The following is a 25,108-nucleotide window of genomic DNA, read 5'->3' on the forward strand; positions in this document are numbered from 1 at the left end:
CTTTTTTGTGGAGCGTGGCTTATGCTTCGCGGGCGGCCTCGGCCGCCTTGCGCAGGCAGGACAGCGCATTCAGGCTGCGAGGATAGCCGATGTACGGAAGGGCCTGGGAAATCACCTGAATCAGAAAGCCCTCATCATTGCCGATGCGCAGATTGGCGGCGGCGTGGCTGGTCAGCTGGGGTTCGCATCCGCCCTGGGCCGACAGGAAGCAGAAGGTGATCATCTCACGCTGGCGGTAATCCAGACCTTCGCGGGTGTAATAATCCCCGAAGCAGTTCCCTGCCAGCCACCGGTTGATATGGCGGGCATCCTCGGGGCCGCTGTCCTGGAACCCGCGCATGCCTTCCCCGAAGATATCCACCTGGGCCTGGTTGCCGGCCTCGATGCGGGTCTGCGGGGTGGTGGTTCCCTGCCCTTCCTCGGGCAGCGGGATTCCGGCTTCAGCCATGACGGTGTTGGCCGCTTTCAGGAACGGCAGCACTCGCCCGATGCCCAGATAGGCCACCGCCTGATAGAGCATCTCCCGCACCTGGATTGCCGTCAGTCCGGCCCGGAACGCACCGGGCAGCAGATCGCGGAACGCATCCAGCCCCTGGCAGCCCGTGAGCGTTGCCAGGATGACCAGGAAGCGGGTGCGGTCGTCCATTGCGTCCTGGCGCACCACCTCATCAAAGGCAAAATTCGTGAAAAAGTCCGAGAACTCCGGATCGGTGCCGGAAAGCCCGAACGGCGTCCTGCCGAAAAACTTCCGGCAGTATGCCGATGCAGATTCCGATTGTGCCATAGCAATTCCCTCCTGTATCTGTTCTGTCTTTACGCTACCACCTGGAGTGCACTCCATGTCAAGTGTTTTCTGATTTTTTTTGCAAAAGGACTTGACTTGGAGTGTACTCCAGGTGTTACAGTTTTCTTGAGAGAGGACCGGACGGTCCCGAAGGATGGAGGCGGTTTCTTGACCATTGCAGAAGTCAGCAAAAAATACGAGCTCTCGCCGGACACACTGCGCTACTATGAGCGCATCGGACTGATTCCGCCGGTCCCGCGCAGCAAGAGCGGCATCCGGGACTATGACCAGTCCTCCTGCCAATGGATCGAGCTGATGAAGTGCATGCGGGCGGCCGGCGTCCAGATTGAGGCGCTGATCGAATATGTGGCCCTGTTCCAGCAGGGGGACAGCACGATCGACGCCCGCAAGGCGCTGCTGATTGAACAGCGCGACCGGCTGGTGGCGCGGATGGCGGAAATGCAGCAGTCGCTGGACCGTCTGAATGACAAAATCCGCCGCTATGAGGCCGGTCTGATGACCAAGGAAGCCATACTCCGGCGGTTACAGGAACAGGGAGGCAGCCAACATGGAAGCAACGATTTTTGACCGCGGCAGCGAAAACACCGCCTACGCCCAGTATTTTGTCGGGCAGAGCTATCTGAAGATGCTCACCACCCGGGGCGTTGTGATCGGCAACGTGACCTTTGAGCCGGGATGCCGCAACAACTGGCACATCCACCACGCCGCCAGCGGCGGCGGGCAGATCCTGCTGTGCACCGCCGGCCGCGGCTGGTACCAGGAATGGGGCAAGCCCGCCCGTGCCCTGAAAGCCGGCGATGTGGTGGAGATTCCCGCCGGCGTCAAGCACTGGCACGGCGCCGCCAAGGACAGCTGGTTCACGCATCTGGCCGTGGAGGTGCCCGGCACCGATACCCGCAACGAATGGTGTGAGCCGGTCAGCGACGAGGAGTATCAGCGTCTGGACACGGCGGCACAGTCGTGATCCGGCCGCATTCCGGAACCAAAAAAGCGTGGGGCACGGTGCTCCACGCTTTTGTCATTGCTGGGGACGATGGTTCCGCATCGCCCACCAGAGAAATTTGAGGTTGGTATTCAGATACCGCCCGATCAGCCGCCGGGGGTCCTGCATCATCCGGTACAGCCATTCGAGGCTGTGTTTCTGCATCCACTCGGGGGCGCGGCGGATATTGCCGGCCTCGTAGTCAAAGGCTGCTCCCACGCCCAGCATCAGGGCATGAACCCGGCCGCGGTGCGCTGCCATCCAGCGTTCCTGTTTGGGAGCTCCCAGCCCGACCCAGACAAAATCCGGCGACGTCTCATTGATTTTGCGGACGATCTCCTCGTCCTCCTCGGGCGTCATCGGCCGGAAAGGCGGCGAATACATTCCCGCAATCACCGCGCCCGGGTACCGCCGGGCAATCCAGCCGCGGAGCGCATCGAGGGTTTGCTCGGTGGAGCCGTAAAAGTAATGCCGCCAGCCGTGTTCGGCGCTCTCTTCGAGAATCCGCTTCATCAGGTCGGGACCGGTCACCCGCTGTGCCTGCGGAAAACCGCAGCGGCGGCTGTACGCGGAGAGCGGTCCGCCGTCCGGCAACGCCATGACGGCGCCGTTCTGGACCTGACGGTAGTCGGGGTCCTCGTAGGCCGTCACGGTGGTGTGAACGTTGGACACGCAGATATATTCCCCTTTCCAGGTCTGCAGGTTCTCCGCAATCAGCGCCAGCGTCTGCTCCATATCGGTCACGGCGATCTGAACCCCCATGATCCGGCAGGTCTTCGGTTTCTGCATTCAGGTTCTCCTCCGTCCCTCTGGTTTCGGTGCCATTATACACCCGTTTGCGGCGGGAATCAACCGGATGACAGCGCAGGTTTTGTGTGTTATACTGGGTGCGTGGAAAAATCTGGCACAGAAGGCGGAGAATTCTGATGGAAATGTTGGATCTTGTGGATGAAAACGGCGTTCCGGTGGGCCGGAGTGTCCCGCGCAGCGAAGCGCACCGGCTGGGACTGCGGCACCGCACCTCCCACGTCTGGATTGTACGCCGGCACGACGGTGAACTGCAGGTGCTGCTGCAGAAACGCAGCGAGGAAAAGGACTCCTTCCCGGGATGCTACGACATCTCCAGCGCCGGGCATATCCCGGCCGGGCAGGATTTTGTGCCGTCCGCTCTGCGGGAACTGCAGGAGGAGCTGGGCGTGACGGCACAGCCCGAACAGCTGCAGGACTGTGGGCTGCGCCGGTTTGCGTTTGAAAAGGTATTCCATGGCCGGCTTTTCCGGGACAACCAGGTCAGCCGGATCTATCTGCTCTGGCTGGACAAACCCGCCGGGGCGTTCACGGTCCAGAAAGAGGAGATCAGCGAGGTGCGCTGGTTTCCGATGGAGGAGTGTCTGCGCCGGGTGGAGGACGGCAGCCTGAAAAGCTGCATCTACCCCGAAGAACTGCGTCTTGTCCGGGAGTGCGCTCTGCGCACCGAAACCAGGCTGTAAAAAAATACGAAACAGCGCGGAAGGCAGGCTTTGCTTTCCGCGCTGTTTTATGCAAAAGGAAATCCCCGCCTGAGGGAAAGGCGGGGATTTTGAAAGGAGGAGAAGAACACATGAAAAAGTTTGTTAATGTCTTGCTTGCAACTAGATTGTAACCTTTTTGAAATCTTTTGTCAATAGGAAATTGTAAAAAAGTTGTAACTAATTTTGTAAATTCTTCCCCTCAGATGGATTAAAGTTTCTGCAGCGTGATTTCGGCCTCAAAGTGGCAGCAGTCCTCACCCCAGCCCGCAAAATACCAGCGGTCCGGTGCCAGCGCCGCACGGCAGAGCTGCAGGCTCTGGCCCATCGGGACTTCCTTGTGGTAATACAGAATCATATCCTGCACGAAAGAAGTCCGCCATACCTCGGGGGGCAGAGCGTCACAGATCAGGTCTGCATAGATCGTATTGTTCATATGGCCGTTCATATCGCAGCGGCTGTAATCAGCGCGGTGAACGCCCAGCACCTCGCAGGATTCCCGGGGGACCTTGGTCAGTTTCATGGGCAGTTCGCGGTCCAGATTTTCCACCCAGCCCGAAGTGGGAAACTCTTCGGGATGCTTGCGCAGGATCATCCGGCGCCGGGTATCGATGAGCACCCAGCGGCTGTCCACACAGGCCAGTTCCCTGCCGGTCTCGTCGGCCGCGATGGTAAAGCGGCGGTTGACCGCACGTTTGAGTTTTTCCGGTTCGGTCGAGACGGTCAGCGTGGTATCCACACGGGGCGGCTGGGTGAAATGCAGTGCCAGCTTGGCCAGCACATAGGCGGTGTTGGTCCGGGCGTAGACCTCGTCGGTCAGGCCGAGGGCCGCCGCATGTTCGCCGGCAATCTGCTGGCTGTACCGAAGCAGCGCCCCAGGTTTGAGCAGGCCGCGGAAGTCTCCGTCATAGCGGTAAATCCTGAAGTTTTGGGTAAAAGGCATGGAAAACTCCTTCCAGAATACGGTAATACAAACCCGGCCTGCCCGAACAGGCAGACCGGGAACGGCAGATCAATAGTTGTCGCGGACTTTCCGGCGCATCTTCCGCCAGATATTGAACCCGGAGATGGCCAGCGCCCCCACCAGGAACGCCACGACCAGCCAGCCGCTGCCGGACTCGTCGTAGCTCTTCATCTCGCTCCATTTGGCGTCCAGTTCGGCGTTCACATCGTCGGGCAGCGTGACGAACACCTCGGCCTTGTCCATGACTTCCTCATCGGGATAGGCAATCGGGCTGTATTTGAGGTCGTCATCCAGCCGCTCCCACACCTCGGTGATCGGCGTGGAATAGCCGATGAAATCGCAGTTCTGATAGGCCACATCGGGCTCACACATGTAGTTGATGAACAGCTCGGCCGCTTCCTTGTTCTTGCTGGTGGCGGGCACGCACATGCTGTCCACAAAGAAGTTGACGCCCTCCTCCGGCGAGCAGAATGCCAGATCGGGGTTGTCCTCGATCATGGTCAGGGCATCTCCGGCGTAGTACGGGGCCATGGCCGCTTCCCCGCCGGTCATCTTGTCGAAGATTTCATCCATGACGTAGGCCTGCACGACGGATTTCTGGTCCTGCAGTTCCTTCATGACCTCGTCCACCTCCTCGACGCTGGAGGGGTTGAGGGAAAGGCCGAGTTTCTTGGCCGCGATGGCGTAGGCGTCACGGGAGTTGTTGAACATCAGGATATTGCCGGCGTAGGCCACATCCCACAGGTCGGCCCACTTGGTCGGCGGTTCCTCCACCATCGTGGTGTTGTAGATGATGCCCGTGGTGCCCCAGGTGTAGGGCACGCTGTATGCGTTGTCGGGATCAAAGCCCCAGCCGGTGTACTTGTCCCCGATATAGCTGAAATTGGGGATGTTGTCAAAGTCCAGCTCTGCCAGCATTCCCTCGTCGATCATCTTGCCGACCATGTAGTCCGAGGGGAAGATCACGTCATAGCTGGCGCCGCCGGATTTCATCTTGGCGTACAGGCTTTCGTTGGAATCAAAGGTGGTATAGTTGACCTTGATGCCGGTCAGCTCCTCAAAGGCCGAGAGGACATCCACGCTGTCGTCCGAGCCGTCCGAGATATACAGGCCCCAGTTGTAGACATTGAGGGTCAGGTGATCGTCGGCAAAGCGGCGCCAGTCATAGTCCCCCGAGACACTGATGTCCTCGGTGACCTGGATGGGTTCGGCCAGAGCCGGGCTGGCAAAGGCCGCTGCCGCACAGGCGGCGAGCAGAAACGCACCGAATCGGATCGTTTTCATCGCGGTGCCTCCTTTACCGGTTTGCCGCATCGCGGCGGATGGCGGCCTGGTTGCGTTTGTACGCGCGGGAGTCCATGGCATTGGAGATCAGGATGATGGTCAGGATCACCAGGAACATGATGGCCGAGAGCGCGTTGATTTCGGGGCTGACCTTCTTGCGGGTCATCGAATAGATGGCGATCGGCAGCGTCTGCATGGTTCCGCAGTTGAAGTAGGAGATCATGAAGTCGTCGATCGAGTAGGTCAGGCAGATCAGAAAGGCCGAGAGGATGGCCGGATTGAGCTGCGGCAGAATGACCTTGAAGAACGCCTGCCGCGGCGTGCAGCCGAGATCCAGCGCGGCGTTGTACAGGCTGGCATCCAGCTGTCGGAGCTTGGGGCTAACGTTGAAGATCACATACGGCACATTGAAGGTGATGTGGGCGATGAGCAGCGTGGGCCAGCCGAAGATGCCGTTTTCCCCGCCGATGCCGATCTTCTGCCAGAGCACGAAGAGCAGCATCAGCGAAACGCCGGTGATGATCTCGGGGTTGACGACCGGCACATAGCTGATGTTGTTGATGATGAGCTGGGAACGCCGGCTCATGGACTGGATGCCGATGGTGGCAAGTGTGCCCAGCACGGTGGCCACCACCGAGGAGACCAACGCCAGCACCAGCGAGAGTGCCAGCGACGAGAGGATCATCTCGTTATGGAACAGGCTGGCGTACCATTTGAAAGAGAAGCCTGTAAAGACCGCACGGCTCTTGTTTTCGTTGAAGCTGTACGCAATGAGCACGGCGATGGGCAGATAGAGAAAGCCGAAGATCAGCACCAGGTAGGTGCGCTGCAGCAGATGACGATGCTGTGTTTTCATTACACGACCCCCTCCATTTCGTCTTCATCAAAGCTGGAGGTGAAGCTCATGCAGAGCAGCACGATCACCATCAGGACCAGGCTCATCGCAGAACCCATATTCAGGTTGTAGGAGTTGCCCAGGAACTGCAGCTCGATCAGGTCACCGATCAGCAGGTTGGAACCGCCGCCCAGCATCCGGCTGATGATGAAGGTGGAGACCGCCGGCACAAACACCATCGTGATGCCGGTGGCAATGCCGGGACGGGACAGCGGGATGAGCACCCGCAGCAAAATCTGGAACAGGTTGGCGCCCAGGTCCTGGGCCGCCTCGATGACCGAGTTGTCAATCTTGGTCATGGCGGTGTAGAGCGGCAGGATCATATAGGGCAGGTAGTTGTAGACCATGCCCAGCACCACGGCGCCCGAGGTGTTGATCATATTGAGCGGACCGATGCCGAACAGCCCGAGCAATTTGTTGATCAGGCCGTTTTTCTCCAGCAGGGTCATCCAGGCGTAGGTGCGCAGCAGGAAATTCATCCACATGGGCAGCATGACCAGCATGAGCATGATGTGCTGCTTGTTGGCGCGCAGACGGCTGAGCGCATACCCGACCGGGAACGCCAGCACCAGGCAGATGGCGGTGGCTTCGGCTGCGAGCAGCAGGCTGCGGCCGAACACCGAGGAATACCGGCCGATGCCGGTCAGATTGGCCAGCGTGAACTGGCCGGAGGAATCCGTCATGGCGTACCACACCACGATGCAGAGCGGTACCACGATGAAGACGGCCATCCAGACCAGGTACGGCGCCGCGGCCCAGCGCGAGGTTTTGGAACGCAGCATCCGTTACACCTCCTCGCGGGACATGATATGGATCTCGTCGGGGCCGATGTTCATGCCGATCAGTTCGCCGGGCTGGCTGGCCTGGGTGGAATGGATCAGCCATTCCTTGCCTTCCACATCGACATGCATTTCAAAATGTACGCCCTTGAAGATGACTTCGCGCACCAGGCCGGTCAGCATTCCGGCCGCCGGGGGCACGATGACCACATCTTCGGGGCGGATGACCACCTGGACGGGTTCGCGGTTCTTGAAGCCGCGGTCCACGCAGGCGAATTCCCGGCCGCCGAAGCTGACCAGGAAGTCCCGCTCCATGATTCCGTCCACGATGTTGGAATCGCCGATAAAGTTGGCGACAAACGCATTCTTGGGCTCGTTGTAGATGTCCTGGGGAGAGCCGATCTGCTGGATGTTGCCCTTGTTCATGACCACGACGGTGTCCGACATGGTCAGCGCTTCCTCCTGGTCATGGGTGACATAGACAAAGGTGATGTTCATCTCGCGCTGCAGGCGCTTGAGCTCGAGCTGCATCTCCTTGCGAAGTTTGAGGTCCAGTGCGCCCAGAGGCTCGTCCAGCAGCAGGACCCGCGGCGAATTGACCAGGCTGCGGGCAATCGCCACACGCTGCTGCTGACCGCCCGAGAGCTGATGGATGCTGCGGCGTTCAAAGCCTTTCAGGCCGACGATCTCCAGCATTTCCAGCACCTTGCTGCGGATGGTCTCCTCGGGCGTCTTTTTCAGACGCAGACCGAACGCCACATTCTCGTACACATTCAGGTGCGGGAACAGGGCATATTTCTGGAATACCGTGTTGACCTGGCGCTTGTACGGCGGAACATGGGTGATGTCTTTGCCGTCAAAAAGAACATTGCCGGATCTCGGCGTCAGGAATCCGGCAATCACACGCAAGGTCGTCGTCTTTCCACATCCCGAAGGTCCCAGAAACGTGACAAACTCCTTGTCGTGAATGGCCAGCGAAAGCCCGTCCAGGACTCGCTCCCCGTCAAAATCAACGACAATGTCTTTCAGTGATACAATTTCCTTCATTCGTTTTGCATCCCCCTTTGCGGAATTGGTCCCGCCGCCATCCTGTCCGGACCGGCAGGTCAGCGCCCATGATGCCGCCCCGCAAAAGGTTTGTTACACCGCCGGGTTCATCACCGCGGTTTCAGCAGCACATACAACGCCAATGTGTCCAAATTGTGAATTTGGATACACAAAAACTATTATACATGGATTCAGGGGGGTGTCAACAAGTTTTGCCAGGATTTGACAGGAACTTTGCCTCGCGTTATACACACGCCGCAAAGTCCCCGGTGGTCAGCACAATCTTGCCGGTGGCCGGGTCCACATCCGCGACAAACGGCATTCCGGGCCGGGCCGTACCGGCGGCAATCCGGTCGGCCAGCGCCTGTTCGACAGCCCGGCTGACCTTGCGACGCAGTTCCCGGGCCCCGTAAGCAGGGGTCTCGCGGCCGGCCAGGGCCGCTGCCACGGCCGCCGTATGGTGCAGCGTGTAGCCCTGCTGGGCGGCGCGCTCCTCCAGTTCCTGCAGCAGCCGGTCGGCGATGGCCGTCAGCTGGGCGGGGCCGAGCGGATCAAACAGCACCACCTCATCCAGGCGGCCCATCAGCTCGGGACGGAAATAATCCCGTGCCTCCTGCAGCGCCTTCTTGCCGCGGCGGTCCAGCTCCTCCTCGGCACTGCCGAAGCCCAGCGGGCTGGACTGTCCGGCCAGGCAGCGGGCGCCCAGGTTGGAGGTCAGCAGAATGATCGTATTGGAGAAGTCCGCCTTGCGGCCCTGGGCATCCGTCAGGCAGCCGTCCTCGAGGATCTGCAGCAGGATGTTCTGGATGTCGCCGTGGGCCTTCTCGATCTCATCAAACAGCACCACGCTGTAAGGACGGCGCCGGACCGCCTCGGTCAGCTGGCCGCCCTCGTCGTGGCCCACATAGCCCGGAGGCGAACCAATGAGCCGCGCCACCGTATGCTGTTCCATATATTCCGACATATCAAACCGCAGCAGTGCTTTCTCGCTGCCGAACCAGCTTTTTGCCAGCGTCCGCGCCAGCTGGGTCTTGCCCACGCCGGTGGGGCCGAGGAAGAGCAGCGCCCCGATCGGGCGGCCCGCTTCGCGCAGTCCGGTACGGCTGCGGCGGATGGCCGCCGCCACGGCATGCACGGCTCGCGGCTGTCCGATGACCTGCTCGGCCAGACGGGGTTCCAGCTGTTCCAGCCTTTCCCGTTCCGCCTCCCCTACCCGCTCGGCGGGCACACCGCTGGCGGCGCCGACCACACGGGCAATCTCGGTGGTGGTCAGGGTGGGCGCTTTCTCGCCATTGTGTTCCCCGCCGGCAATCCGCAGGGCGGCTGCGGCCTCATCCAGCAGATCAATGGCCTTGTCCGGCAGATACCGCCCCGGCAGATACCGGACACTGAGTTCCACCGCCGAATGGATGGCTTGTGCCGGGATGCGCACCCCATGATACCGCTCGTACCGTGGCATGAGTCCCGCCAGAATCTGTTCGGCCTGGGCAGGGGTCGGTTCCTCGACAATCACCTTGCCGAACCGCCGATCCAAAGCGGAATCCTTCTGGATGGTCTTGCGGTACTCCTCCGGCGTGGTCGCTCCGATCAACTGGATCTCGCCGCGGGCCAGCATCGGTTTGAGGATGCTGGCGGCGTCGATGGCGCCCTCTGCGGCACCGGCCCCCGCAATGACATGGATCTCATCAATAAAAAGGATGGTCGAGCGGTCCCGGTAGAGCTCTTCAAGCAGGTTCTTGAACCGCTCCTCAAAATCGCCGCGGTATTTGGTACCGGCCACCATGGACGCCATATCCAGGCTGAGCACCCGTTTGCCCTTGAGGCTCTGGGTGATCTGTCCCGAAGCGATGCGCTGGGCCAGGGCTTCGGCCAGGGCACTCTTGCCGACGCCGGGTTCGCCCAGCAGGCAGGGATTGTTTTTCTGGCGGCGGCAGAGGATCTCGATCATCCGGTCCAGCTCGGCATCCCGGCAAAGCACCGGGTCCAGCCGGCCTTCCTGCGCCAGCCGGGTCAGGTCCCGGCCGTATTTCTCGCTGGGTTTGCTGCCGCGGTTGGTACTCATCCGCGGCGTTGCCGGCAGGACCAGCTGGCCGGAAAGCTGGCGGCACTCCCTCGCGGCGCGGGGCAGCTCGACCCCGAGACCGCTCAGCCAGACGCTGGCCGTACAGTTGGCGTCCTCCAGCATGGCACAGAGCAGATGTTCATTTTCGGCCCGCGCCGCACGGGCGGCATGGGCACCGAGAACGGCGAATTCCAGCGCCTTGCGGCTTTCCGGTGCAAGGTCCCGGCCATGCAGCCGCACGGGATGGCCCGCACAGGCGCGCTGTTCGGAGCAGGCACGCAGCGCCGTGATGGTGATATTCTTGCGGCGCAGGAATTCCACCGCGGGACCGCGGGCCGTCTGCAGCATGGCCAGCAGAATATGCCCGGTATCCGCCGCCGCACAGCCCTGACGCCCGGCCAGCGTCAGCGCCGTTCCCACGGTGTGCCGTGCTGCGCGCGTCAGTCCCTTATGATAATAAAACATGGATTGTTTCCTCCTGCTGTTGAGTCTGTGACACCGCTGCCTTGGCCCGGTTCCGGCCGGGGTGGCTAAGCATCCATTGCAAGTATAGGCGGACGAAACGCAAATAATCATCGAAACGGGGCAAGGTGCCGCAAAGAAACCGTCGTTCCGACCCCGGTTCCGACCGGATGCCTCTGCTGTCCTTGCGGTTACAAAATTCATGACAAAATTCATCCGCTGTGTTATAATGAAAAGCCGGACAGCGGCAGGAATCCCGCTGTCCGGAGTAAGAAGATGGAAGGTGGAACGGTTCATGCGTAAAATTCTGCGCTTCATCAAGGGGTACGAGAAGGAATGTATCTTCGCCCCGCTGTTCAAAATGCTGGAGGCCTGTTTTGAACTGCTTGTCCCCCTGGTGGTGGCCCGCATCATAGACATCGGCATCCGGGACGGAGATGCCCCCTTCATTGCCCGGCAGTGTGGCCTGCTGGTGCTGCTGGCCGTTGTGGGGCTGGCGTCCAGCCTGACGGCGCAGTATTTTGCGGCCAAGGCGGCGCTGGGATTCGGCACCGCGCTGCGCAGTGCGCTGTTCCGCCACATTGATACCCTGTCCTACACCGAACTGGACGGCATCGGGACTCCCACCCTGGTCACCCGGATGACCAGCGACGTCAACCAGCTGCAGAACGGTCTGAACATGACGCTGCGTCTGCTTCTGCGTGTTCCCTTCATTGTCATCGGTGCGCTGCTGATGGCGCTGAGCATCAGCCCGCGGCTGACGCTCTGGTTCCTCGTCGTGACGGTGGCCATCTCGCTGGTCATCTGGGGCATCATGCACTGCACGGTGCCGGTCTATCACAAGGCCCAGGATACGTTGGACGAGGTCACGCTGCTCACGCGGGAAAACTACGTCGGCGCCCGTGTGGTGCGCGCCTTTGCCCGCCAGGCCGACGAGATCACCCACTTTGTGGACACCAACGACCGGCTCAAGCAGGTCCAGCTGCGTGCCGGACGGATTTCGGCCCTGATGAACCCGTTGACCTATCTGATTGTCAATCTCGGCATCATTGCCATTCTGCTGCGGGGCGGCGTCCAGGTGGACCAGGGGCTGCTGACCCAGGGTGAGATCATTGCCCTGATCAACTACATGTCCCAGATTCTGACCAACCTGCTGCGGATGGCCGATCTGGTCATCTCGGTCACCCGCGCCCTGGCCAGCGGCATCCGCGTCTCGGAGATTCTGGCCACCCCGACCACGATGGCCGACCCCAAAGCCCCCGAGCTTCCGGCCGCAGCGGATGCTCCTGCCGTCGCCTTTGACGGTGTGGGACTGACCTATAAGAACGCCGGCGCGCCGAGTCTGCACAGCATCGGGTTCACGGCACTGCCGGGCCAGACCATCGGCGTCATCGGCGGCACCGGCAGCGGCAAATCCACGCTGGTCAATCTGATTCCCCGGTTCTACGACCCCACCGAGGGCACCGTAGCCCTCTTCGGGCATGACGCCCGGGCGTACAGCTTTGCACAGCTGCGCCGGATGATCGGTGTGGTGCCCCAGCGCGCGGTCCTGTTCACCGGAACGATCCGGGACAATATGCGCTGGGCCTGCCCCGACGCCACCGACGACCAGATCTGGAAGGCGCTGGAGATTGCCCAGGCCGCGGATTTTGTCCGCGACAAGCCGCACGGCCTCGACGAGGAAGTGGAGACCGGCGGCCGCAACTTCAGCGGCGGACAGCGGCAGCGCCTGACCATTGCCCGTGCGCTGGTTCCCCGCCCCCAGGTGCTGATTCTGGACGACAGCTCCTCGGCACTGGACTTCGCCACCGACGCCGCGCTGCGCCGGGCCATCAAGGAGGAAACCCAGGGCATGACGGTGTTCATCGTCTCGCAGCGTGCGGCAGCCGTTCAGCGCGCCGACCGCATTCTCGTACTCGATGAGGGTGAGCTGGTGGGCAGCGGCACCCATGCCGAGCTGCTGGCCGGCTGTCCCGTCTACCGCGAGATCTGCCTGAGCCAGCTCAGCCGTGAGGAGGTGGAGAAAACCCTATGAAACAGAAAAAATTGACCGGCAGCAGCGCCACGATTGCGCGGGTTCTCCAGCTGCTGAAGCCGTATACCGTTCTTCTGATCCTGACCCTTGTGCTGGCGGTCATCACGGTGGCTGCCACGCTGTACACGCCGGTCCTGACAGGCCGCGGCGTTGACCTGATTGTCGGCAAGGGGGCGGTGGATTTTGCCGCGCTGGGGCCCTTTGCCGTCCGGCTGGCCCTGACCGTGGCGGTGGCGTCGCTGAGCCAGTGGATCATGAACATGGTCAACAACCGCATCACCTTCCAGGTGGTGCGCGATATCCGCGTCCAGGCCTTTGAGCGGATGGAAAAGCTCCCGCTGAGCTACATGGACGTTCACCGCCCCGGCGAGATCATCAGCCGGATCACCACTGATGTCGAGCAGTTCAGCGACGGATTGCTGATGGGCTTTACCCAGCTGTTTACCGGCGTCATGACCATTCTCGGAACGCTGGCCTTCATGTTCTCCATCGACTGGCGGATTACGCTGGTGGTTGTGGTGCTGACGCCGCTTTCCATCTTTGCGGCCAAGTTCATCGCCAAGCGCACCTACTCGATGTTCCGCGTCCAGAGCGAGACCCGGGCCGAGATGACCGGTCTGGTGGATGAGCTCATCGGCAACGCCCACCTCGTGCGGGCGTTCGGGTATGAATCGCGCGCCGAAGAGCGCTTTGACCGCATCAACCGGGACCTGCAGAAGTGCGGCGTCAGTGCGACCTTCTTCTCCTCACTGACCAACCCCGTCACCCGGTTTGTCAACTCGCTGGTCTACGCTGCGGTGGGCGTGCTGGGTGCCCTGATCGCCATTGCGGGCGGCATCACGGTGGGCGAACTTTCCGCCCTGCTGAACTACGCCAACCAGTATACCAAGCCGTTCAACGACATCTCGGGCGTCATGACCGAACTGCAGAACGCCCTGGCCTGTGCACAGCGCGTCTTTGACCTGATCGACGAGGAACCCATCCGTCCCGATGCACCGGACGCCGTGAACCTGCCGGTGGGTGCCGGGAGCGTGGAATTCGAGCATGTCAAGTTCCGTTACCTGCCCGATGTGCCGCTGATTGAGGACATGAATCTGCGGGTCTGGCCCGGTCAGCGCATTGCCCTGGTGGGTCCCACCGGCTGCGGCAAGACCACGCTGGTCAACCTGCTGATGCGGTTCTATGAGATCAACGGCGGCAGCCTGAAGGTGGACGGTCACCCGATCGACACCGTCACCCGGGATTCGCTGCGCGCCAACCTGGGCATGGTGCTGCAGGACACCTGGCTGAAAGCCGGCACCGTGGCCGAGAACATTGCCTATGGCAAACCCGATGCCACCCGCGAGGAGATCGTGGATGCCGCCAAGAAGGCCCGCGCACACGGCTTTATCTGCCGGATGCCCAAGGGGTACGATACCGTCATTGCCGAGGACGGCGGCAACATCAGTCAGGGCCAGAAACAGCTGCTCTGCATCGCCCGCGTCATGCTGCGCAAACCGCCCATCCTGATTCTTGACGAGGCCACTTCCAGCATCGACACCCGCACCGAGGTGCTGGTACAGGACGCCTTCGCGGAGCTGATGCGCGGCCGTACCAGCTTCATTGTGGCGCATCGTCTGTCCACCATCAAGAACGCCGATCAGATTCTTGTGATGAAAGCCGGTGCGATCATCGAGCGCGGCACCCATGAGGAACTGCTGGCAAAGGGCGGATTCTATGCCCAGCTGTACGAAAGCCAGTTTGCGCGCGCCTGATTTCTGATTTTTCTTGTCAAAAACTGTCAGTTTCAGTATAATGAAACTGACAGTTTTTTTGTTTGGAAAGGGAGGTTTTTTATGAAGATCCACCGTTTCTCCGCATGTCTGCTGGTCCTTTTGTTCTGTGGCTGTACGGCGGATTCCGTTGCGGGCAGCACCGCCCCGACGCCCTCCCCTGCCGCCGCCCAGACCGCCGAGAACGCTGCCGTTTCCCCGCAGGCTCCGGCGGATGCCGTACCGGTTTCCGGTGCCCCGGTACGGCCTTACGATGAAATGCAGTTCTGCCGGATTGTGGACACAGTGCCCGACCGTCCTTCCGGCGGCTACTGGGCGGTCTCCCAGGACGGGAAATGGGGCCTGATGCGCAACAACGGCGCCGAGCTGCTTCCCTGTCAGGCGGATGCTCCGCCCTACCGCTGTGCCATCAACCAGCAATGGCACTGGGAAGTGACCGGAATGGACTGGGACATCTTTGACCAGTACAGTGCTCAGATGGTCCGGGCCGGCGAACAGCCGCTGTGCGGCGGGCACGGCGGGAACTCGCTGGTCTTCCTGTGGGAAAATACCCGCCGGCAGGCCCTGGAATGCGGTCTTTCGGAGGCATCCTGTCTGGAATATCCGCTTTCTCCCGCGGATGCGCTCGTATACGGAGACATCCTGCCGGCCTATCGCGCCGATTATGTGGACGGCAACGGCGACCCGGATTACTATTCCTTCGATTCCCAGGGGAATGACGCGATCTTCCTGCGCATCGACGGAACGCTGCTGACCGACGACTCCTACCAGTCCGTCGGCTGGTTCTTCGACGAAGCACTGGCCCCCGCCAAACGCGACGGAAAATGGGCCTATCTGGACCGCACCGGCCAGCCTGTGACAGACTTTGTCTATGATGATGCCATGGGGGAGAACCAGGCCAATCCGTTTTACAGCGGCTATGCGGCCGTCTGCCGGGACGGACGGTGGGGGCTGCTGGATTCCACCGGGGCGGAGTGCATCCCCTGCGAGTACGACGGTCTGTGCTGGGACGGTGCCTATCTGTGGATCAGGCTGGAGGACGGCTGGCATTGTTACCGCTGGGGCAGTGCCGAACCGCTGACCGAATGGCCTGGCGATCACGCCGATCTGTCAAAGCTCAACCTGCCCGCCGAGATGCCGGCGCCGGACACGCCCCGCTCCGTCGGACAGATCCGGTACTGCTACACCACCGCCCAGAGCGGCCTGATTCTGCGTTCCGGGCCCGGAACCAACTATGAGCGACTGGATCTTCTGCCGGAAAACACCCGGATTCTGCCCATCGGGACACTCTCGACAGCGCCCGGCTGGGTACTGACCTGGTACAACGGGCAGTACGGCTGGATCAGCACCGACTATCTGTTCTCTTTCTGAGTTCCGCAGCGCAGAAAGAATTGACCTTTTCCGCGCTTCCCATTATAATGGAACCGTGCGAAAAACCATGCAAATTTATACAGGGGAAGAGGAGTTGCATCATGTCCAAAACAGCCATCCCGCGGAACTATCACGATCTTCTGGGCTTGTATGATACCCAGAAGGCGATCGGCATCATCAAGACGATCTTTCAGGAACGGCTCTGTGCCGCCCTGCATCTCAAGCGCGTCACGGCACCGCTCTTCGTGCTGAAAGGCAGCGGTCTCAACGACGACCTGAACGGCGTGGAACGCCCGGTCGCCTTCGATGTGCCCTGCCTGGATGAGCAGGCCGAGGTCGTTCACAGTCTCGCCAAATGGAAGCGCTATGCGCTGGCCAAGTACGGGTTCCGCCCCGGTCAGGGGCTGGTGACCGACATGAACGCCATCCGCCGCGACGAGGAGCTGGACAATCTGCACAGCATCTATGTGGACCAGTGGGACTGGGAAAAGGTCATCACCGCCAAGGAGCGCACCATTCCCTTCCTGCAGGAGACCGTCCGTGACATTGTGGATGCCGTCTGCGCCACCGCGGATGAGCTGCGCTGGAAGTTCCCCGAACTCAAGAGCATCCGTCTGGTGCGGGAACCGACCTTCATCACAACGCAGGAGCTGGAGGATCTGTATCCCGAGCTGACGCCCAAAGAGCGGGAAAACGCTTTCACCCGCATTCACGGGACCGTCTGCATCATGCAGATCGGCGGCGTGCTGAAAAGCGGCATCCGTCACGACGGCCGCGCGCCGGACTATGATGACTGGGCGCTCAACTGCGACATTCTGTTCTGGCACAAGACGCTGGGCTGCGCTCTGGAGCTTTCCAGCATGGGCATCCGCGTCGATCGCGACGCCCTGCTGCGTCAGCTCGAGGAAGCGGGCTGCCCCGAACGCGCCGAACTCCCCTTCCACAAGATGCTGCTGGACGGCAAACTGCCGCTGACGATGGGCGGCGGTATCGGGCAGAGCCGTCTGTGCATGCTGCTGCTGGGCAAGGCACACATCGGCGAAGTGCAGGTCAGTCTGTGGGATGACGAGACCCGCGCTGTCTGCGAAAAGGCCCAGGTCCAGCTGCTGTGAGCGCCGTTTTCTCCGATCGGCTGGAAGCCTTTGAAGCCATGCTGGCCAGTGTGCAATCCCAGTATGCCGATACCTGCGCCAGGATGGACCGCCTCAAGGCGGATGGCCGTGTCAAAACCGCTACCTATCGTCAGTTGTTTGCCCAGAAACTGACCCTGAGCCAGATTCTTTCGATCTATGAAGTGTATGGTCTGACCGACCATGCAAACCCGCCTGCCAAATGATTGTTTCTCCCGCATGCCGATGCGGGAGTTTTTGTTTGCCGCAAATGCAAAAAAGTGCCCCGGTCGATGGACCGGGGCACTTTTTTGACGGACAAACGTCCGCAGAATCTGGAGCTGGCGACAGGAATCGAACCTGCAACCTGCTGATTACAAATCAGCTGCTCTGCCAATTGAGCTACGCCAGCAAAAGGGGGTACTTGTTTATTTTAGCACACCCCACTGTTTGTGTCAATTGTTTCCCACCGGACGGCGCAGCGCCGTCTGCAGGGTACAGTAGTCCTCGAGAGTCAGCTGTTCCGGGCGGAGGCGTACATCCAGACCTGCCGTCTCCATCGCTTGCAGAACCTGCGCCTTGGGCAGCGACAGTCCGTTGGAGACGGCGTTGGCTGCGGTTTTGCGGCGCTGGGAAAAAGCGGCCCGGATCAGGCAGAACAGGCCCGCTTCGTCTCCGTCCGGCGGGGTTACCGGCGGCGTATCGTGCACATCCAGCCGGATCACCGCACTGGTCACTTTGGGGGCCGGGTAAAAGCTGCCGGGCTGGACGGTGAAAAGCAGCTTCGGTGTGGAGTAATAGGCGACCGCATAGCTGATGGCGCCTGCCTCCCGGGTTCCTGGCGCCGCGCACAGGCGCTGTGCCGCTTCTTTCTGCACCATGACGGTGATATTCCGGATGGGCAGTTTTTCTTCCAGAAGGCGCATCAGAATCGGGCTGGTGATATAATACGGCAGATTGGCACAGACTGCCACCGGGCGATCACCGAATTCCTCGGCCAGAAGGGCACGCAGGTCCACCTTGAGGACATCCTGCAGAACGAGTTTGAAATTGTCAAACCCGGCCATGGTCTCGGCCAGCAGCGGCGGAAGACGCTTGTCCACCTCCACCGATACCACCTTATCGGCTCTGCGGCAGAGCTGTTCGGTCAGAACGCCGATCCCGGGCCCGATTTCCAGAACGCCCCACCCCGGACCGATGCCGGATGCCTCAGCAATGCGCGGGCAAACGCCGGGATTGATGATGAAATTCTGCCCGAATCCCTTGGAGAGTGCAAAATCATATTTTGCACACAGCGCCCGGATGGTGGAAAGATCGGTCAGAGAGGGCATGGAATCGCTCCTTTACTGGCTCACCGACGACGAAAGCGCCGTGAGAGCCCGGTTGATCTGCGGATCGGAATCCACAGTGAAGTCATAGTAGCTGCTCTGCTCATCGGCGGAGAGCGTTGCGTCCACGTCGGGCGACAGGCCGGTGGTGTTCCAGGTCTGGCCCTCGTTGTCCAGCAGCAGGCCGACCGTGATGACAACGGCACTGCCGTCCGAAAGGCTCTGCGGATCGGAGAGCAGCACGCCCTTGCCGGCCGTGGTCGTACCGACCAGCGAAGCCCCGCTCATCTTGCGCAGCGCGTTGGCGAAGAGTTCGGCGCCGCCTGCCGTATTGCCGTTGACCAGGCAGACCATGGGCAGCGTGATCTCGTGGTCATCCGAGACACGCAGATCGGTCAGGGTGCCGTCCTTGCTCTTGCTCTGGGCAATCAGGCCGGACGGCACACAGTAGTCCGCTGCGACCAGCGCGGAATTGAGGTTCTCGCCGGTGTTGTCGCGCAGGTCAAAGATGAAGGCCGAAGCTCCCTGATTGGTCAGGCTGTCCACGGTATTGCGGAAATCCACCGCCGTGTTGGTGCCGAAGGAATCAATGCGGATATAGCCGACATTGTTGCCGATGATCTGCGCGGTGCTGATGGTCGGCGTGGTATAGTTGGCGTGCTGGATTTCAAAGGACTGGCTCTGGCGGTCCGGCGTCAGGTATTCGATGCTGACCTGCGTGCCTTCCTCCCCCACCAGGGCCGAGGTGATTGCCGCCGTGTCGCTCATGCTGCGGGTACTGGTGCCCGCCACCGACGTGATGAAGCCGCCGACCTGAATACCGACCTCGGCCGCCGGGGTGTTGTTGTACACGCGGATCACGCGGCCGTAGCCGGAGGAGCTGTCCTTGACCACGGCAACGCCGATGCCCATCAGACGGCCATCCTCCAGGCCGACCTTCTCACTGTACGCCTTGGCGGAATAGTACCGGGCATATTTGTCATTGATGCCCAGCATATAGCCGGAAGCGATCATATCGTTCAGCGTATCGTCGTTGATGTCGGCATACTCGTTCGCGCGCACATAGCGGTCCACTTCGGACAGCTTGTTGTACATGCGTTCTCTGTTCTTGACGCTGGTAACGGTGTTGTTGAAGATGTTCATGGAGACGGTCATCGTCATCGAGAAGGTAACCGCCATGGCAATCAGCGTGACCGTTGCCGCCACACCGAGACTGACTTTTTTACTCATTGCTGTTTAGCTCCCCTTGCGGAAAAAGTATCGCCCTGACGGTGCGATCAGACAAAGGCCAGGAACGCCGAGGCTGCCAGGCTGACCACCATCAGCGCGGCAATGACCAGACAGACAACGCGGACCGCCGTTTTATGATGTTTGGAATTCATAACCTATACTCCTTTGATTCTGGTTGGACCCCGGATCAGTGCGGCACATATCCGAGCGCATTGACACGGGTACCGTTGACACGCATTTCCAGATGCAGATGGTTGCCGGTCGAGTTGCCGGTCGAACCGACATATCCGATCACGTCGCCGCGGCTGACCGCCTGTCCGACGCTGACCGGCGGCAGGCTGTTCATATGGGCATACAGCGTCGCATAGGTGTTGCCCTGATCGTCGGTGCCGTGATAGATCATCACATAGTTGCCATAGCTGTAATGGGAGGTGGCCACCGTCACAACGCCGTCCGCGACCGCGTAGATCGGCGTACCGCCGGCGGCGGCAAAGTCAACGCCTTTGTGGCCGCCGTCACCGAACTGGCAGGAAATGTACTTATAACTGGGCAGCGGGCAGATGAAATTCAGCGAGCAGCTGATGGGCGCGTTGGCGTAGTTGCTCTGGGTCTGCTTGATGATGCTCTTCAGGTATTCGTCCAGCGCATCCGCCGCTTCGTTGAAACGCGCCTGCGCCTCGCTCTCCGCTTCCTTGAGCGCCTGGGCCTTGGCTTCGGCCGCCGAGATGCTGGAATCCTGCTGCTGGATGTTGGCGGCCAGTTCATCCACCTTGGAATCCATCTGGTCGCGGGCATCCTGCAGGCTGGCTTCCTTGGCCTCCAGCTCAGTCTTGGCGTTTTCCAGCTCCTGGCGCTCTTCCTTCAGCACATTGCCCTCATTTTCCAGATCCTCGCAGGCCTGGGTGTTGGCATCCGAGATATCCTGCAGGACCCGGTTGAAGGTCAGCAGCTGGTACAGATCGGTGACCGTCGAAAGCAGCATGATGGCGCCGCCCTGATCGAGCTTCTGCATGCCTTCCATCTGTTTTTTGAAATCCTGCCAGCGGGCGTCGTACTCACTCTGTTTCTGATCGATTTCCGCCTGCTTGTCGGTGATTTCCTGTTCCTTCTGCGCCACCTGGCCGTCCAGATCGGCAATCTGGGCATTCAGGTCGTTGATCTGGGACAGGATCTGCGTTTTCTGGGTTTCCAGCGCAGATTTCTGTTCCTCGGCCGCCTGTTTGTCGGCGTCGTTATCCTTCATTTGCTCACGGATGGCATCCAGGTCTTCCTGTGCACTGTTTTTCTCCGCTTCGAGTTCCTTCTGCTTGTCATCCGCATAGACCGGCGTGGCACTCTGCAGCGCAAAAGCCATCGTCATGATCAGCGCCAGCAAAAGAGCAACAATCCGGTAACGCGATGCTGTTTTTCTCATGATTTGCCGTTCCTCCGTCACTTATACCTTCAGGTGTCTGCGGATGCTGGCTGCGGTACCGATGCCGCAGAGCACAAAGCCAAAGGCCACAAATCCGATCACAATGTAGTACCACAGTTCCTGCAGCGGGATCAGCGTTCCGCCGAACAGCAGCGACAGGTTGGTCGGATTCTCGGCATACCAGCGGCAGACGCCGTAATAGGCACCGCAGATCACCGCCGAGGCGATGGCCGCCGAGATCAGGCCTGAGGTCACACCCTCGACAAAGAAGGGGAAACGGATGAAGCCGTTGGTTGCCCCCACCAGCTTCATGATGGCAATTTCCTTGCGGCGGTTGAACACCGTGATCTTGATGGTGTTGCTGATGACCACGATGCTGACCAGCGCCAGCACCGCCACCAGGCCATAGCTCGTGTAGGTGATCGCGCGCTGGAGGGAGACAAAGATCTTGGAAACTTCCAGCACCGCGTTGACATCCACAATGCCGGGGATCTGTTTGAGCGCTTCGGCCACAGCCGGAATGTTGGCGGGATTATCGACAACCACCACATAGTTGGCATGCAGGGGATTGTCGTTCTGGAACAGTTCCTGCAGGTTGCTGAACCCGGAAAGGCGGCCGCTGTACATGTCCAGCACCTCGTCGGCCGAGACATACTGCAGGCCGGTCACATGCTCGGTGCTGCGGATGGAATTCTCGATCTCGGCCAGCTGTTCATCGCTGAGGTTGTAGTCCAGGAAAGCGACGGTCTGGTTCTGTTCACCGATATACCGCACCATGGCGTCCACGTTGGCGCTGAACAGAAACGCCGCGCCGACCAGAATCATACAGACGGTCAGGACACCCATCGAGGCGAAGGTCATCATTTTGTTGGCCTTCAGGTTGTGCAGGCCCTGGCCGACCAGATAGGTAAAACTAGAAAAACGCATTCTTTTCCCTTCCCTCTCATTCCTCGCTGTAAGCCATCTCGTCATCCTGCAGGGCCTGCTGCTCGGCCAGCCAGGCATTGTATTCCTGCTCCACCTCGGGGTGGGCCGTGTCCGATGCCACATGGCCATGCGCCAGCGTGATGACCCGGTTGTTGTATTTGGCAGCAAGCTGATGCACCAGCTCGTGCTCATGGGTCACCACGACGACGGTGATATGAACCTTGTTGATGGCCTCGAAGAGCTGCATGATGTCCATGCTCATTTCGGGGTCAATGTTGCCGGTCGGTTCGTCGGCAATGATCAGTTTGGGGCCATGCGCCAGCGCACGGGCCACCGCGACACGCTGCTGTTCGCCGCCGGACAGCTCGTCCGGCAGGTGGTCCATCTTGTCCTCGAGGCCCACCAGGCTCAGTGCAAACGGGACGCGGTTCTTGATGGTCTTGTTGTTGATGTTGGTCACCCGCATGGCGAAAGCCACATTCTCGTAGACCGTCATGGTGGGAATCAGACGGAAGTCCTGGAACACCATGCCCATCTGGCGGCGCAGATAGGGCACCTTGCGGCGGCGGATCTTGGTGAGGTCCTGGCCATTGATCAAAACCCGGCCTTCGGTAGGCTTTTCCTCCATCTGGATCAGTTTGAGAAACGTCGATTTGCCTGCGCCGGAATGGCCCAGGATGAATACAAATTCGCCCTCATCGATATGGATATTGACGTCCTCCAGTGCAACGTTTTCGTCGTTCTGGGTCCGGTAAATTTTTGTGATATGTTCAAAATCAATCATTGGCGCCTGCTCCTACCACTCGAAACACTTCCCGGTTCTGCCCCGCTTCTCTGCCAAAAGGGCAAAACGATACACTTAATAATTTACCATGGAACGCACGGTGCGTCAAGGCTTTTGCCCTTTTGCGGGGCCGAAAAAGCCCTGCCCTGCGTCCCTTTTTCAGAATGTGTAAAGTTTGTAAATTTTTCTGTTTTTGTCAGAATCTCCCCGGCCGGAAGAGCCATTTTCCCCGCAATGTCTCCTGCCGGGTGTCTCCCCTGCCGCTGCGAAAAGCGGGCGGTGCAAGACAAAGCGCCGGGCAGGAGTGTTGCTCTCCTGCCCGGCGTCCGGTGTGTATAAAGTTTCTTCTGATTCGTCCGGTCCGCGGACCGTCTTTGCTCAGTATTTGGCGGGGTCGGACGCCAGGTACTTCTTGACCATGAGCGCCACCTTGAAGACGATCGCATCGTCGAATTTCCGCAGGTCCAGACCGGTCAGCTTCTTGATCTTTTCGAGGCGGTACACCAGGGTGTTGCGGTGAACGAAGAGGCCGCGGCTGGTCTCCGACACATTCAGGTTGTTCTCAAAGAAGCGCTGGATCGTGAACAGCGTCTCAGAATCCAGGCTGTCGATGCTGTCCTGCTTGAACACCTCGCGCAGGAAGGCCTCGCAGAGCGTGGTGGGCAGCTGGTAGATCAGGCGGGCAATGCCCAGATGATCATAGCTGATGACCTGCTTTTCGGTATCGAACACCTTGCCGACTTCCATCGCAATCTGTGCTTCCTTGAAGGAGGAGGCCAGGTCCTTGATGTTGCTGATCGGCGTACCGATGCCTACCACCGCCTTGATATAATGCTCGCCCTGCAGCGTATCCACAATGGAGGCCGCGAGCTTTTCCATATCGCGGGTGTTGTTGTCCGGCTTGATTTCCTTGACAAGCACCGTATCGGTTTCGCTGATATTGAAGACAAAGTCCTTCTGCTTATCCGGGAACAGGCTGCTCACCACATCGTAGGCGGAAATGTCATTGCCCGAGGTAACCCGGATCAGCAGCACCACACGCTGCACATCCGAGACAAAATGCAGTTCCCGGGCCTTGGCGTAGATGTCACCCGGCAGGATGTTGTCGAGCACCACATTCTTGATGAAGTTGGTCTTGTCGAACTTTTCATCATGATACTGCTTGATGCTCTGCAGGCTGATGGACAGCAGCGCCGCAAACTGCGCCGCCGTGGTGTCGGAGCCCTCCACAAAGACGGCGTAGTCATTATGCTTGGCGTTGGAAAACTGGTGATACGAGAAACCGTCGCGCTCAAAAGCATCGCCGGCCGTCAGGCGGGAAACCGCAAAGCCTTCCCGCATCTCGCCGATCTGTCCCAGCTCAGAGCAGGCAATCACGGCGCCCGTTTCGTCCACCACACCTACCACGCGGTCAATCGCGTCCTTCATCTGGTAGACCACATTTTGGAATACCCTGTTCGCCATAATACTGCTCTCCTTTTATTTTATGCAGAGTGACAAAACGGCCGAAGCCCTCATTCCGTCCTGCCGCCGTGATTTTGACATAAATCAACTGACTTCTGATGTATATTTTACACAATCAAGTTGACTTTTGCAACATATTTCAACGAAAAAATCAAGTTTTTCTTGTATATTTTTGTTTTCACGGCAAAAAAGGTGCGTTTTGCTCTGATTTTTTTCCGTCATTTTGCCGGCATTTGTTCAATGCTGGCCGCCCTGATCCTTTCCGGCATCCTGTCTGGCCGCCTCGCCGCCCATGGCGCCGGTTCCGCCCTCGACAACGCCCCGGCTGGAGAACACATAGCCGAAGCTGCGCAAAAAGATCTTCAGATCGTTCAAAAACGTGACATGCGCAGCATACTCCCCATCATAGCGTGCCTTGACATCAATGGGAAGCTCATCCCGTCCGTTGACCTGTGCCAGGCCCGTCAGGCCGGGCCGGATATCGTTGGCATGGACCTTGTCCCGCTCGGCGATCAGATCATACTGGTTGTACAGTGCCGGGCGGGGGCCGATGACCGACATCTGTCCCGCGACGATGTTGTAAATCTGGGGCAGCTCGTCCAGGCTGGTGCGGCGCAGGAAGGCCCCGCTGCGGGTGATATAGCTGTCGGCATTTTTAAGTAGATGGGTCGGCACATCGTGGGGCGTATCCCCGCGCATGGTCCGGAACTTGAGGATATTGAAATACTTCTTGTGTGCACCGACCCGGCGCTGCTTGAAAAAGACAGGCCCCGGAGAGTCCGCCTTGATCCACAGCGCGATGATCCCCATGGGAATTGCAAGAATCACGCAGGCTGCCAGCGAGAGAACCAGATCCAGCAGACGTTTGAAACAGCTTTTGTACATA

Annotated in this window: 23 protein-coding genes and 1 tRNA gene; 8 read left to right on the top strand and 16 right to left on the bottom strand. The window is 59.9% G+C overall.

Features of this window, described 5'->3' with window-relative positions; translation table 11 throughout:
• Positions 1-19: 19 nt before the first annotated feature.
• Positions 20-784, bottom strand: coding sequence for a carboxymuconolactone decarboxylase family protein (locus U0L91_RS09355; RefSeq protein ID WP_330046354.1), 765 nt, complete (start codon positions 782-784; stop codon positions 20-22).
• A gap of 168 nt (positions 785-952) precedes the next feature.
• Here U0L91_RS09355 and U0L91_RS09360 point away from each other — a divergent pair, with 168 nt between their 5' ends.
• On the top strand, positions 953-1,372 hold the full coding sequence (locus tag U0L91_RS09360) for a MerR family transcriptional regulator (protein ID WP_330046356.1): 420 nt from the start codon (positions 953-955) through the stop codon (positions 1,370-1,372).
• A complete protein-coding gene (locus tag U0L91_RS09365) occupies positions 1,353-1,769 on the top strand; it encodes a cupin domain-containing protein (protein WP_330046357.1) in 417 nt (138 codons plus the stop codon). The genes U0L91_RS09360 and U0L91_RS09365 overlap by 20 nt, the downstream gene beginning before the upstream one ends.
• Before the next feature lie 54 nt (positions 1,770-1,823).
• Here U0L91_RS09365 and U0L91_RS09370 read toward each other — a convergent pair whose 3' ends face one another.
• Positions 1,824-2,576 carry a WecB/TagA/CpsF family glycosyltransferase gene (locus U0L91_RS09370; protein ID WP_330046359.1) on the bottom strand — a complete coding sequence of 251 codons (753 nt, stop codon included), beginning with the start codon at positions 2,574-2,576 and terminating at the stop codon, positions 1,824-1,826.
• Between the two features lie 137 nt (positions 2,577-2,713).
• On the opposite strand from U0L91_RS09370, the gene U0L91_RS09375 reads away from it, so the two are divergent.
• Positions 2,714-3,277 carry an NUDIX hydrolase gene (locus tag U0L91_RS09375; protein ID WP_330046361.1) on the top strand — a complete coding sequence of 188 codons (564 nt, stop codon included), beginning with the start codon at positions 2,714-2,716 and terminating at the stop codon, positions 3,275-3,277.
• A 229-nt stretch (positions 3,278-3,506) separates the two neighbouring features.
• On the opposite strand, the gene U0L91_RS09380 is transcribed toward U0L91_RS09375, so the two are convergent.
• The 6 genes from U0L91_RS09380 to U0L91_RS09405 all read right to left on the bottom strand — a co-directional run bounded on the left by U0L91_RS09380 (position 3,507) and on the right by U0L91_RS09405 (position 10,791).
• On the bottom strand, positions 3,507-4,238 hold the full coding sequence (locus tag U0L91_RS09380) for an acyl-[acyl-carrier-protein] thioesterase (protein WP_330046363.1): 732 nt from the start codon (positions 4,236-4,238) through the stop codon (positions 3,507-3,509).
• Between the two features lie 69 nt (positions 4,239-4,307).
• Positions 4,308-5,543, bottom strand: a complete 1,236-nt coding sequence (locus tag U0L91_RS09385; RefSeq protein ID WP_330046365.1) for an ABC transporter substrate-binding protein — start codon at positions 5,541-5,543, stop codon at positions 4,308-4,310.
• 13 nt (positions 5,544-5,556) lie between these two features.
• Positions 5,557-6,399 (bottom strand): ABC transporter permease, encoded by an 843-nt coding sequence (locus U0L91_RS09390; RefSeq protein ID WP_330046367.1) that lies wholly within the window; start codon positions 6,397-6,399, stop codon positions 5,557-5,559.
• A complete protein-coding gene (locus tag U0L91_RS09395) occupies positions 6,399-7,220 on the bottom strand; it encodes an ABC transporter permease (RefSeq protein ID WP_330046369.1) in 822 nt (273 codons plus the stop codon). Before U0L91_RS09395 ends, U0L91_RS09390 begins: the two co-directional genes overlap by 1 nt.
• A 3-nt stretch (positions 7,221-7,223) precedes the next feature.
• Positions 7,224-8,264 (bottom strand): spermidine/putrescine ABC transporter ATP-binding protein, encoded by a 1,041-nt coding sequence (gene potA / locus U0L91_RS09400; protein ID WP_330046370.1) that lies wholly within the window; start codon positions 8,262-8,264, stop codon positions 7,224-7,226.
• A 244-nt stretch (positions 8,265-8,508) separates the two neighbouring features.
• A complete protein-coding gene (locus U0L91_RS09405; RefSeq protein WP_330046372.1) occupies positions 8,509-10,791 on the bottom strand; it encodes an ATP-dependent Clp protease ATP-binding subunit in 2,283 nt (760 codons plus the stop codon).
• 292 nt (positions 10,792-11,083) lie between these two features.
• On the opposite strand from U0L91_RS09405, the gene U0L91_RS09410 reads away from it, so the two are divergent.
• The 5 genes from U0L91_RS09410 (at position 11,084) to U0L91_RS09430 (ending at position 17,302) form a co-directional block, all read left to right on the top strand.
• Positions 11,084-12,823: an ABC transporter ATP-binding protein gene (locus U0L91_RS09410; RefSeq protein WP_330046373.1), complete on the top strand. Its 1,740-nt coding sequence runs from the start codon at positions 11,084-11,086 to the stop codon at positions 12,821-12,823.
• Entirely contained in the window at positions 12,820-14,577 is a 1,758-nt protein-coding gene (locus U0L91_RS09415) for an ABC transporter ATP-binding protein (protein ID WP_330046375.1), read from the top strand. Before U0L91_RS09410 ends, U0L91_RS09415 begins: the two co-directional genes overlap by 4 nt.
• Positions 14,578-14,658: 81 nt before the next feature.
• Positions 14,659-15,966 carry a WG repeat-containing protein gene (locus U0L91_RS09420; protein WP_330046377.1) on the top strand — a complete coding sequence of 436 codons (1,308 nt, stop codon included), beginning with the start codon at positions 14,659-14,661 and terminating at the stop codon, positions 15,964-15,966.
• Between the two features lie 101 nt (positions 15,967-16,067).
• Positions 16,068-17,078: an aspartate--ammonia ligase gene (asnA, locus tag U0L91_RS09425; RefSeq protein ID WP_330046379.1), complete on the top strand. Its 1,011-nt coding sequence runs from the start codon at positions 16,068-16,070 to the stop codon at positions 17,076-17,078.
• Positions 17,075-17,302, top strand: a complete 228-nt coding sequence (locus U0L91_RS09430) for a hypothetical protein (RefSeq protein WP_330046381.1) — start codon at positions 17,075-17,077, stop codon at positions 17,300-17,302. Before asnA ends, U0L91_RS09430 begins: the two co-directional genes overlap by 4 nt.
• Before the next feature lie 109 nt (positions 17,303-17,411).
• On the opposite strand, the gene U0L91_RS09435 is transcribed toward U0L91_RS09430, so the two are convergent.
• From U0L91_RS09435 to U0L91_RS09470, 8 genes are all read right to left on the bottom strand, one after another.
• Positions 17,412-17,487, bottom strand: a tRNA-Thr gene (locus U0L91_RS09435).
• A 43-nt stretch (positions 17,488-17,530) separates the two neighbouring features.
• Positions 17,531-18,406 (bottom strand): 16S rRNA (adenine(1518)-N(6)/adenine(1519)-N(6))-dimethyltransferase RsmA, encoded by an 876-nt coding sequence (gene rsmA, locus U0L91_RS09440; RefSeq protein ID WP_330046383.1) that lies wholly within the window; start codon positions 18,404-18,406, stop codon positions 17,531-17,533.
• A gap of 12 nt (positions 18,407-18,418) precedes the next feature.
• Complete coding sequence (locus U0L91_RS09445) at positions 18,419-19,633, bottom strand: S41 family peptidase (RefSeq protein WP_330046384.1); 1,215 nt, start codon at positions 19,631-19,633, stop codon at positions 18,419-18,421.
• Positions 19,634-19,820: 187 nt separating this feature from the next.
• Positions 19,821-21,047 carry a murein hydrolase activator EnvC family protein gene (locus tag U0L91_RS09450; RefSeq protein WP_330046386.1) on the bottom strand — a complete coding sequence of 409 codons (1,227 nt, stop codon included), beginning with the start codon at positions 21,045-21,047 and terminating at the stop codon, positions 19,821-19,823.
• Positions 21,048-21,068: 21 nt separating this feature from the next.
• Positions 21,069-21,974 (bottom strand): permease-like cell division protein FtsX, encoded by a 906-nt coding sequence (gene ftsX / locus U0L91_RS09455; RefSeq protein ID WP_330046388.1) that lies wholly within the window; start codon positions 21,972-21,974, stop codon positions 21,069-21,071.
• A gap of 16 nt (positions 21,975-21,990) precedes the next feature.
• Positions 21,991-22,758: a cell division ATP-binding protein FtsE gene (ftsE, locus tag U0L91_RS09460; protein WP_330046390.1), complete on the bottom strand. Its 768-nt coding sequence runs from the start codon at positions 22,756-22,758 to the stop codon at positions 21,991-21,993.
• Between the two features lie 378 nt (positions 22,759-23,136).
• The gene (locus U0L91_RS09465; RefSeq protein WP_330046392.1) at positions 23,137-24,222 is read right to left on the bottom strand and encodes a PucR family transcriptional regulator; all 1,086 of its coding nucleotides are present in this window, start codon (positions 24,220-24,222) and stop codon (positions 23,137-23,139) included.
• Positions 24,223-24,459: 237 nt separating this feature from the next.
• Positions 24,460-25,107, bottom strand: coding sequence for a sugar transferase (locus U0L91_RS09470; protein ID WP_330046393.1), 648 nt, complete (start codon positions 25,105-25,107; stop codon positions 24,460-24,462).
• Position 25,108 lies beyond the last annotated feature (1 nt).

Source organism: Gemmiger sp. (assembly GCF_036306485.1).
Classification (GTDB): Bacteria; Bacillota; Clostridia; order Oscillospirales; family Ruminococcaceae; genus Gemmiger.

Excerpts from the sequence above, each read along its gene's own strand:
- U0L91_RS09355 (WP_330046354.1), bottom strand. The coding sequence starts at position 784 with ATGGCACAATCGGAATCTGCATCGGCATACTGCCGGAAGTTTTTCGGC.
- U0L91_RS09365 (WP_330046357.1), top strand. The coding sequence starts at position 1,353 with ATGGAAGCAACGATTTTTGACCGCGGCAGCGAAAACACCGCCTACGCC.
- U0L91_RS09370 (WP_330046359.1), bottom strand. The coding sequence starts at position 2,576 with ATGCAGAAACCGAAGACCTGCCGGATCATGGGGGTTCAGATCGCCGTG.
- U0L91_RS09375 (WP_330046361.1), top strand. The coding sequence starts at position 2,714 with ATGGAAATGTTGGATCTTGTGGATGAAAACGGCGTTCCGGTGGGCCGG.
- U0L91_RS09380 (WP_330046363.1), bottom strand. The coding sequence starts at position 4,238 with ATGCCTTTTACCCAAAACTTCAGGATTTACCGCTATGACGGAGACTTC.
- U0L91_RS09385 (WP_330046365.1), bottom strand. The coding sequence starts at position 5,543 with ATGAAAACGATCCGATTCGGTGCGTTTCTGCTCGCCGCCTGTGCGGCA.
- U0L91_RS09390 (WP_330046367.1), bottom strand. The coding sequence starts at position 6,399 with ATGAAAACACAGCATCGTCATCTGCTGCAGCGCACCTACCTGGTGCTG.
- U0L91_RS09395 (WP_330046369.1), bottom strand. The coding sequence starts at position 7,220 with ATGCTGCGTTCCAAAACCTCGCGCTGGGCCGCGGCGCCGTACCTGGTC.
- potA (WP_330046370.1), bottom strand. The coding sequence starts at position 8,264 with ATGAAGGAAATTGTATCACTGAAAGACATTGTCGTTGATTTTGACGGG.
- U0L91_RS09405 (WP_330046372.1), bottom strand. The coding sequence starts at position 10,791 with ATGTTTTATTATCATAAGGGACTGACGCGCGCAGCACGGCACACCGTG.
- U0L91_RS09410 (WP_330046373.1), top strand. The coding sequence starts at position 11,084 with ATGCGTAAAATTCTGCGCTTCATCAAGGGGTACGAGAAGGAATGTATC.
- U0L91_RS09415 (WP_330046375.1), top strand. The coding sequence starts at position 12,820 with ATGAAACAGAAAAAATTGACCGGCAGCAGCGCCACGATTGCGCGGGTT.
- U0L91_RS09420 (WP_330046377.1), top strand. The coding sequence starts at position 14,659 with ATGAAGATCCACCGTTTCTCCGCATGTCTGCTGGTCCTTTTGTTCTGT.
- asnA (WP_330046379.1), top strand. The coding sequence starts at position 16,068 with ATGTCCAAAACAGCCATCCCGCGGAACTATCACGATCTTCTGGGCTTG.
- rsmA (WP_330046383.1), bottom strand. The coding sequence starts at position 18,406 with ATGCCCTCTCTGACCGATCTTTCCACCATCCGGGCGCTGTGTGCAAAA.
- U0L91_RS09445 (WP_330046384.1), bottom strand. The coding sequence starts at position 19,633 with ATGAGTAAAAAAGTCAGTCTCGGTGTGGCGGCAACGGTCACGCTGATT.
- U0L91_RS09450 (WP_330046386.1), bottom strand. The coding sequence starts at position 21,047 with ATGAGAAAAACAGCATCGCGTTACCGGATTGTTGCTCTTTTGCTGGCG.
- ftsX (WP_330046388.1), bottom strand. The coding sequence starts at position 21,974 with ATGCGTTTTTCTAGTTTTACCTATCTGGTCGGCCAGGGCCTGCACAAC.
- ftsE (WP_330046390.1), bottom strand. The coding sequence starts at position 22,758 with ATGATTGATTTTGAACATATCACAAAAATTTACCGGACCCAGAACGAC.
- U0L91_RS09465 (WP_330046392.1), bottom strand. The coding sequence starts at position 24,222 with ATGGCGAACAGGGTATTCCAAAATGTGGTCTACCAGATGAAGGACGCG.
- U0L91_RS09470 (WP_330046393.1), bottom strand. The coding sequence starts at position 25,107 with ATGTACAAAAGCTGTTTCAAACGTCTGCTGGATCTGGTTCTCTCGCTG.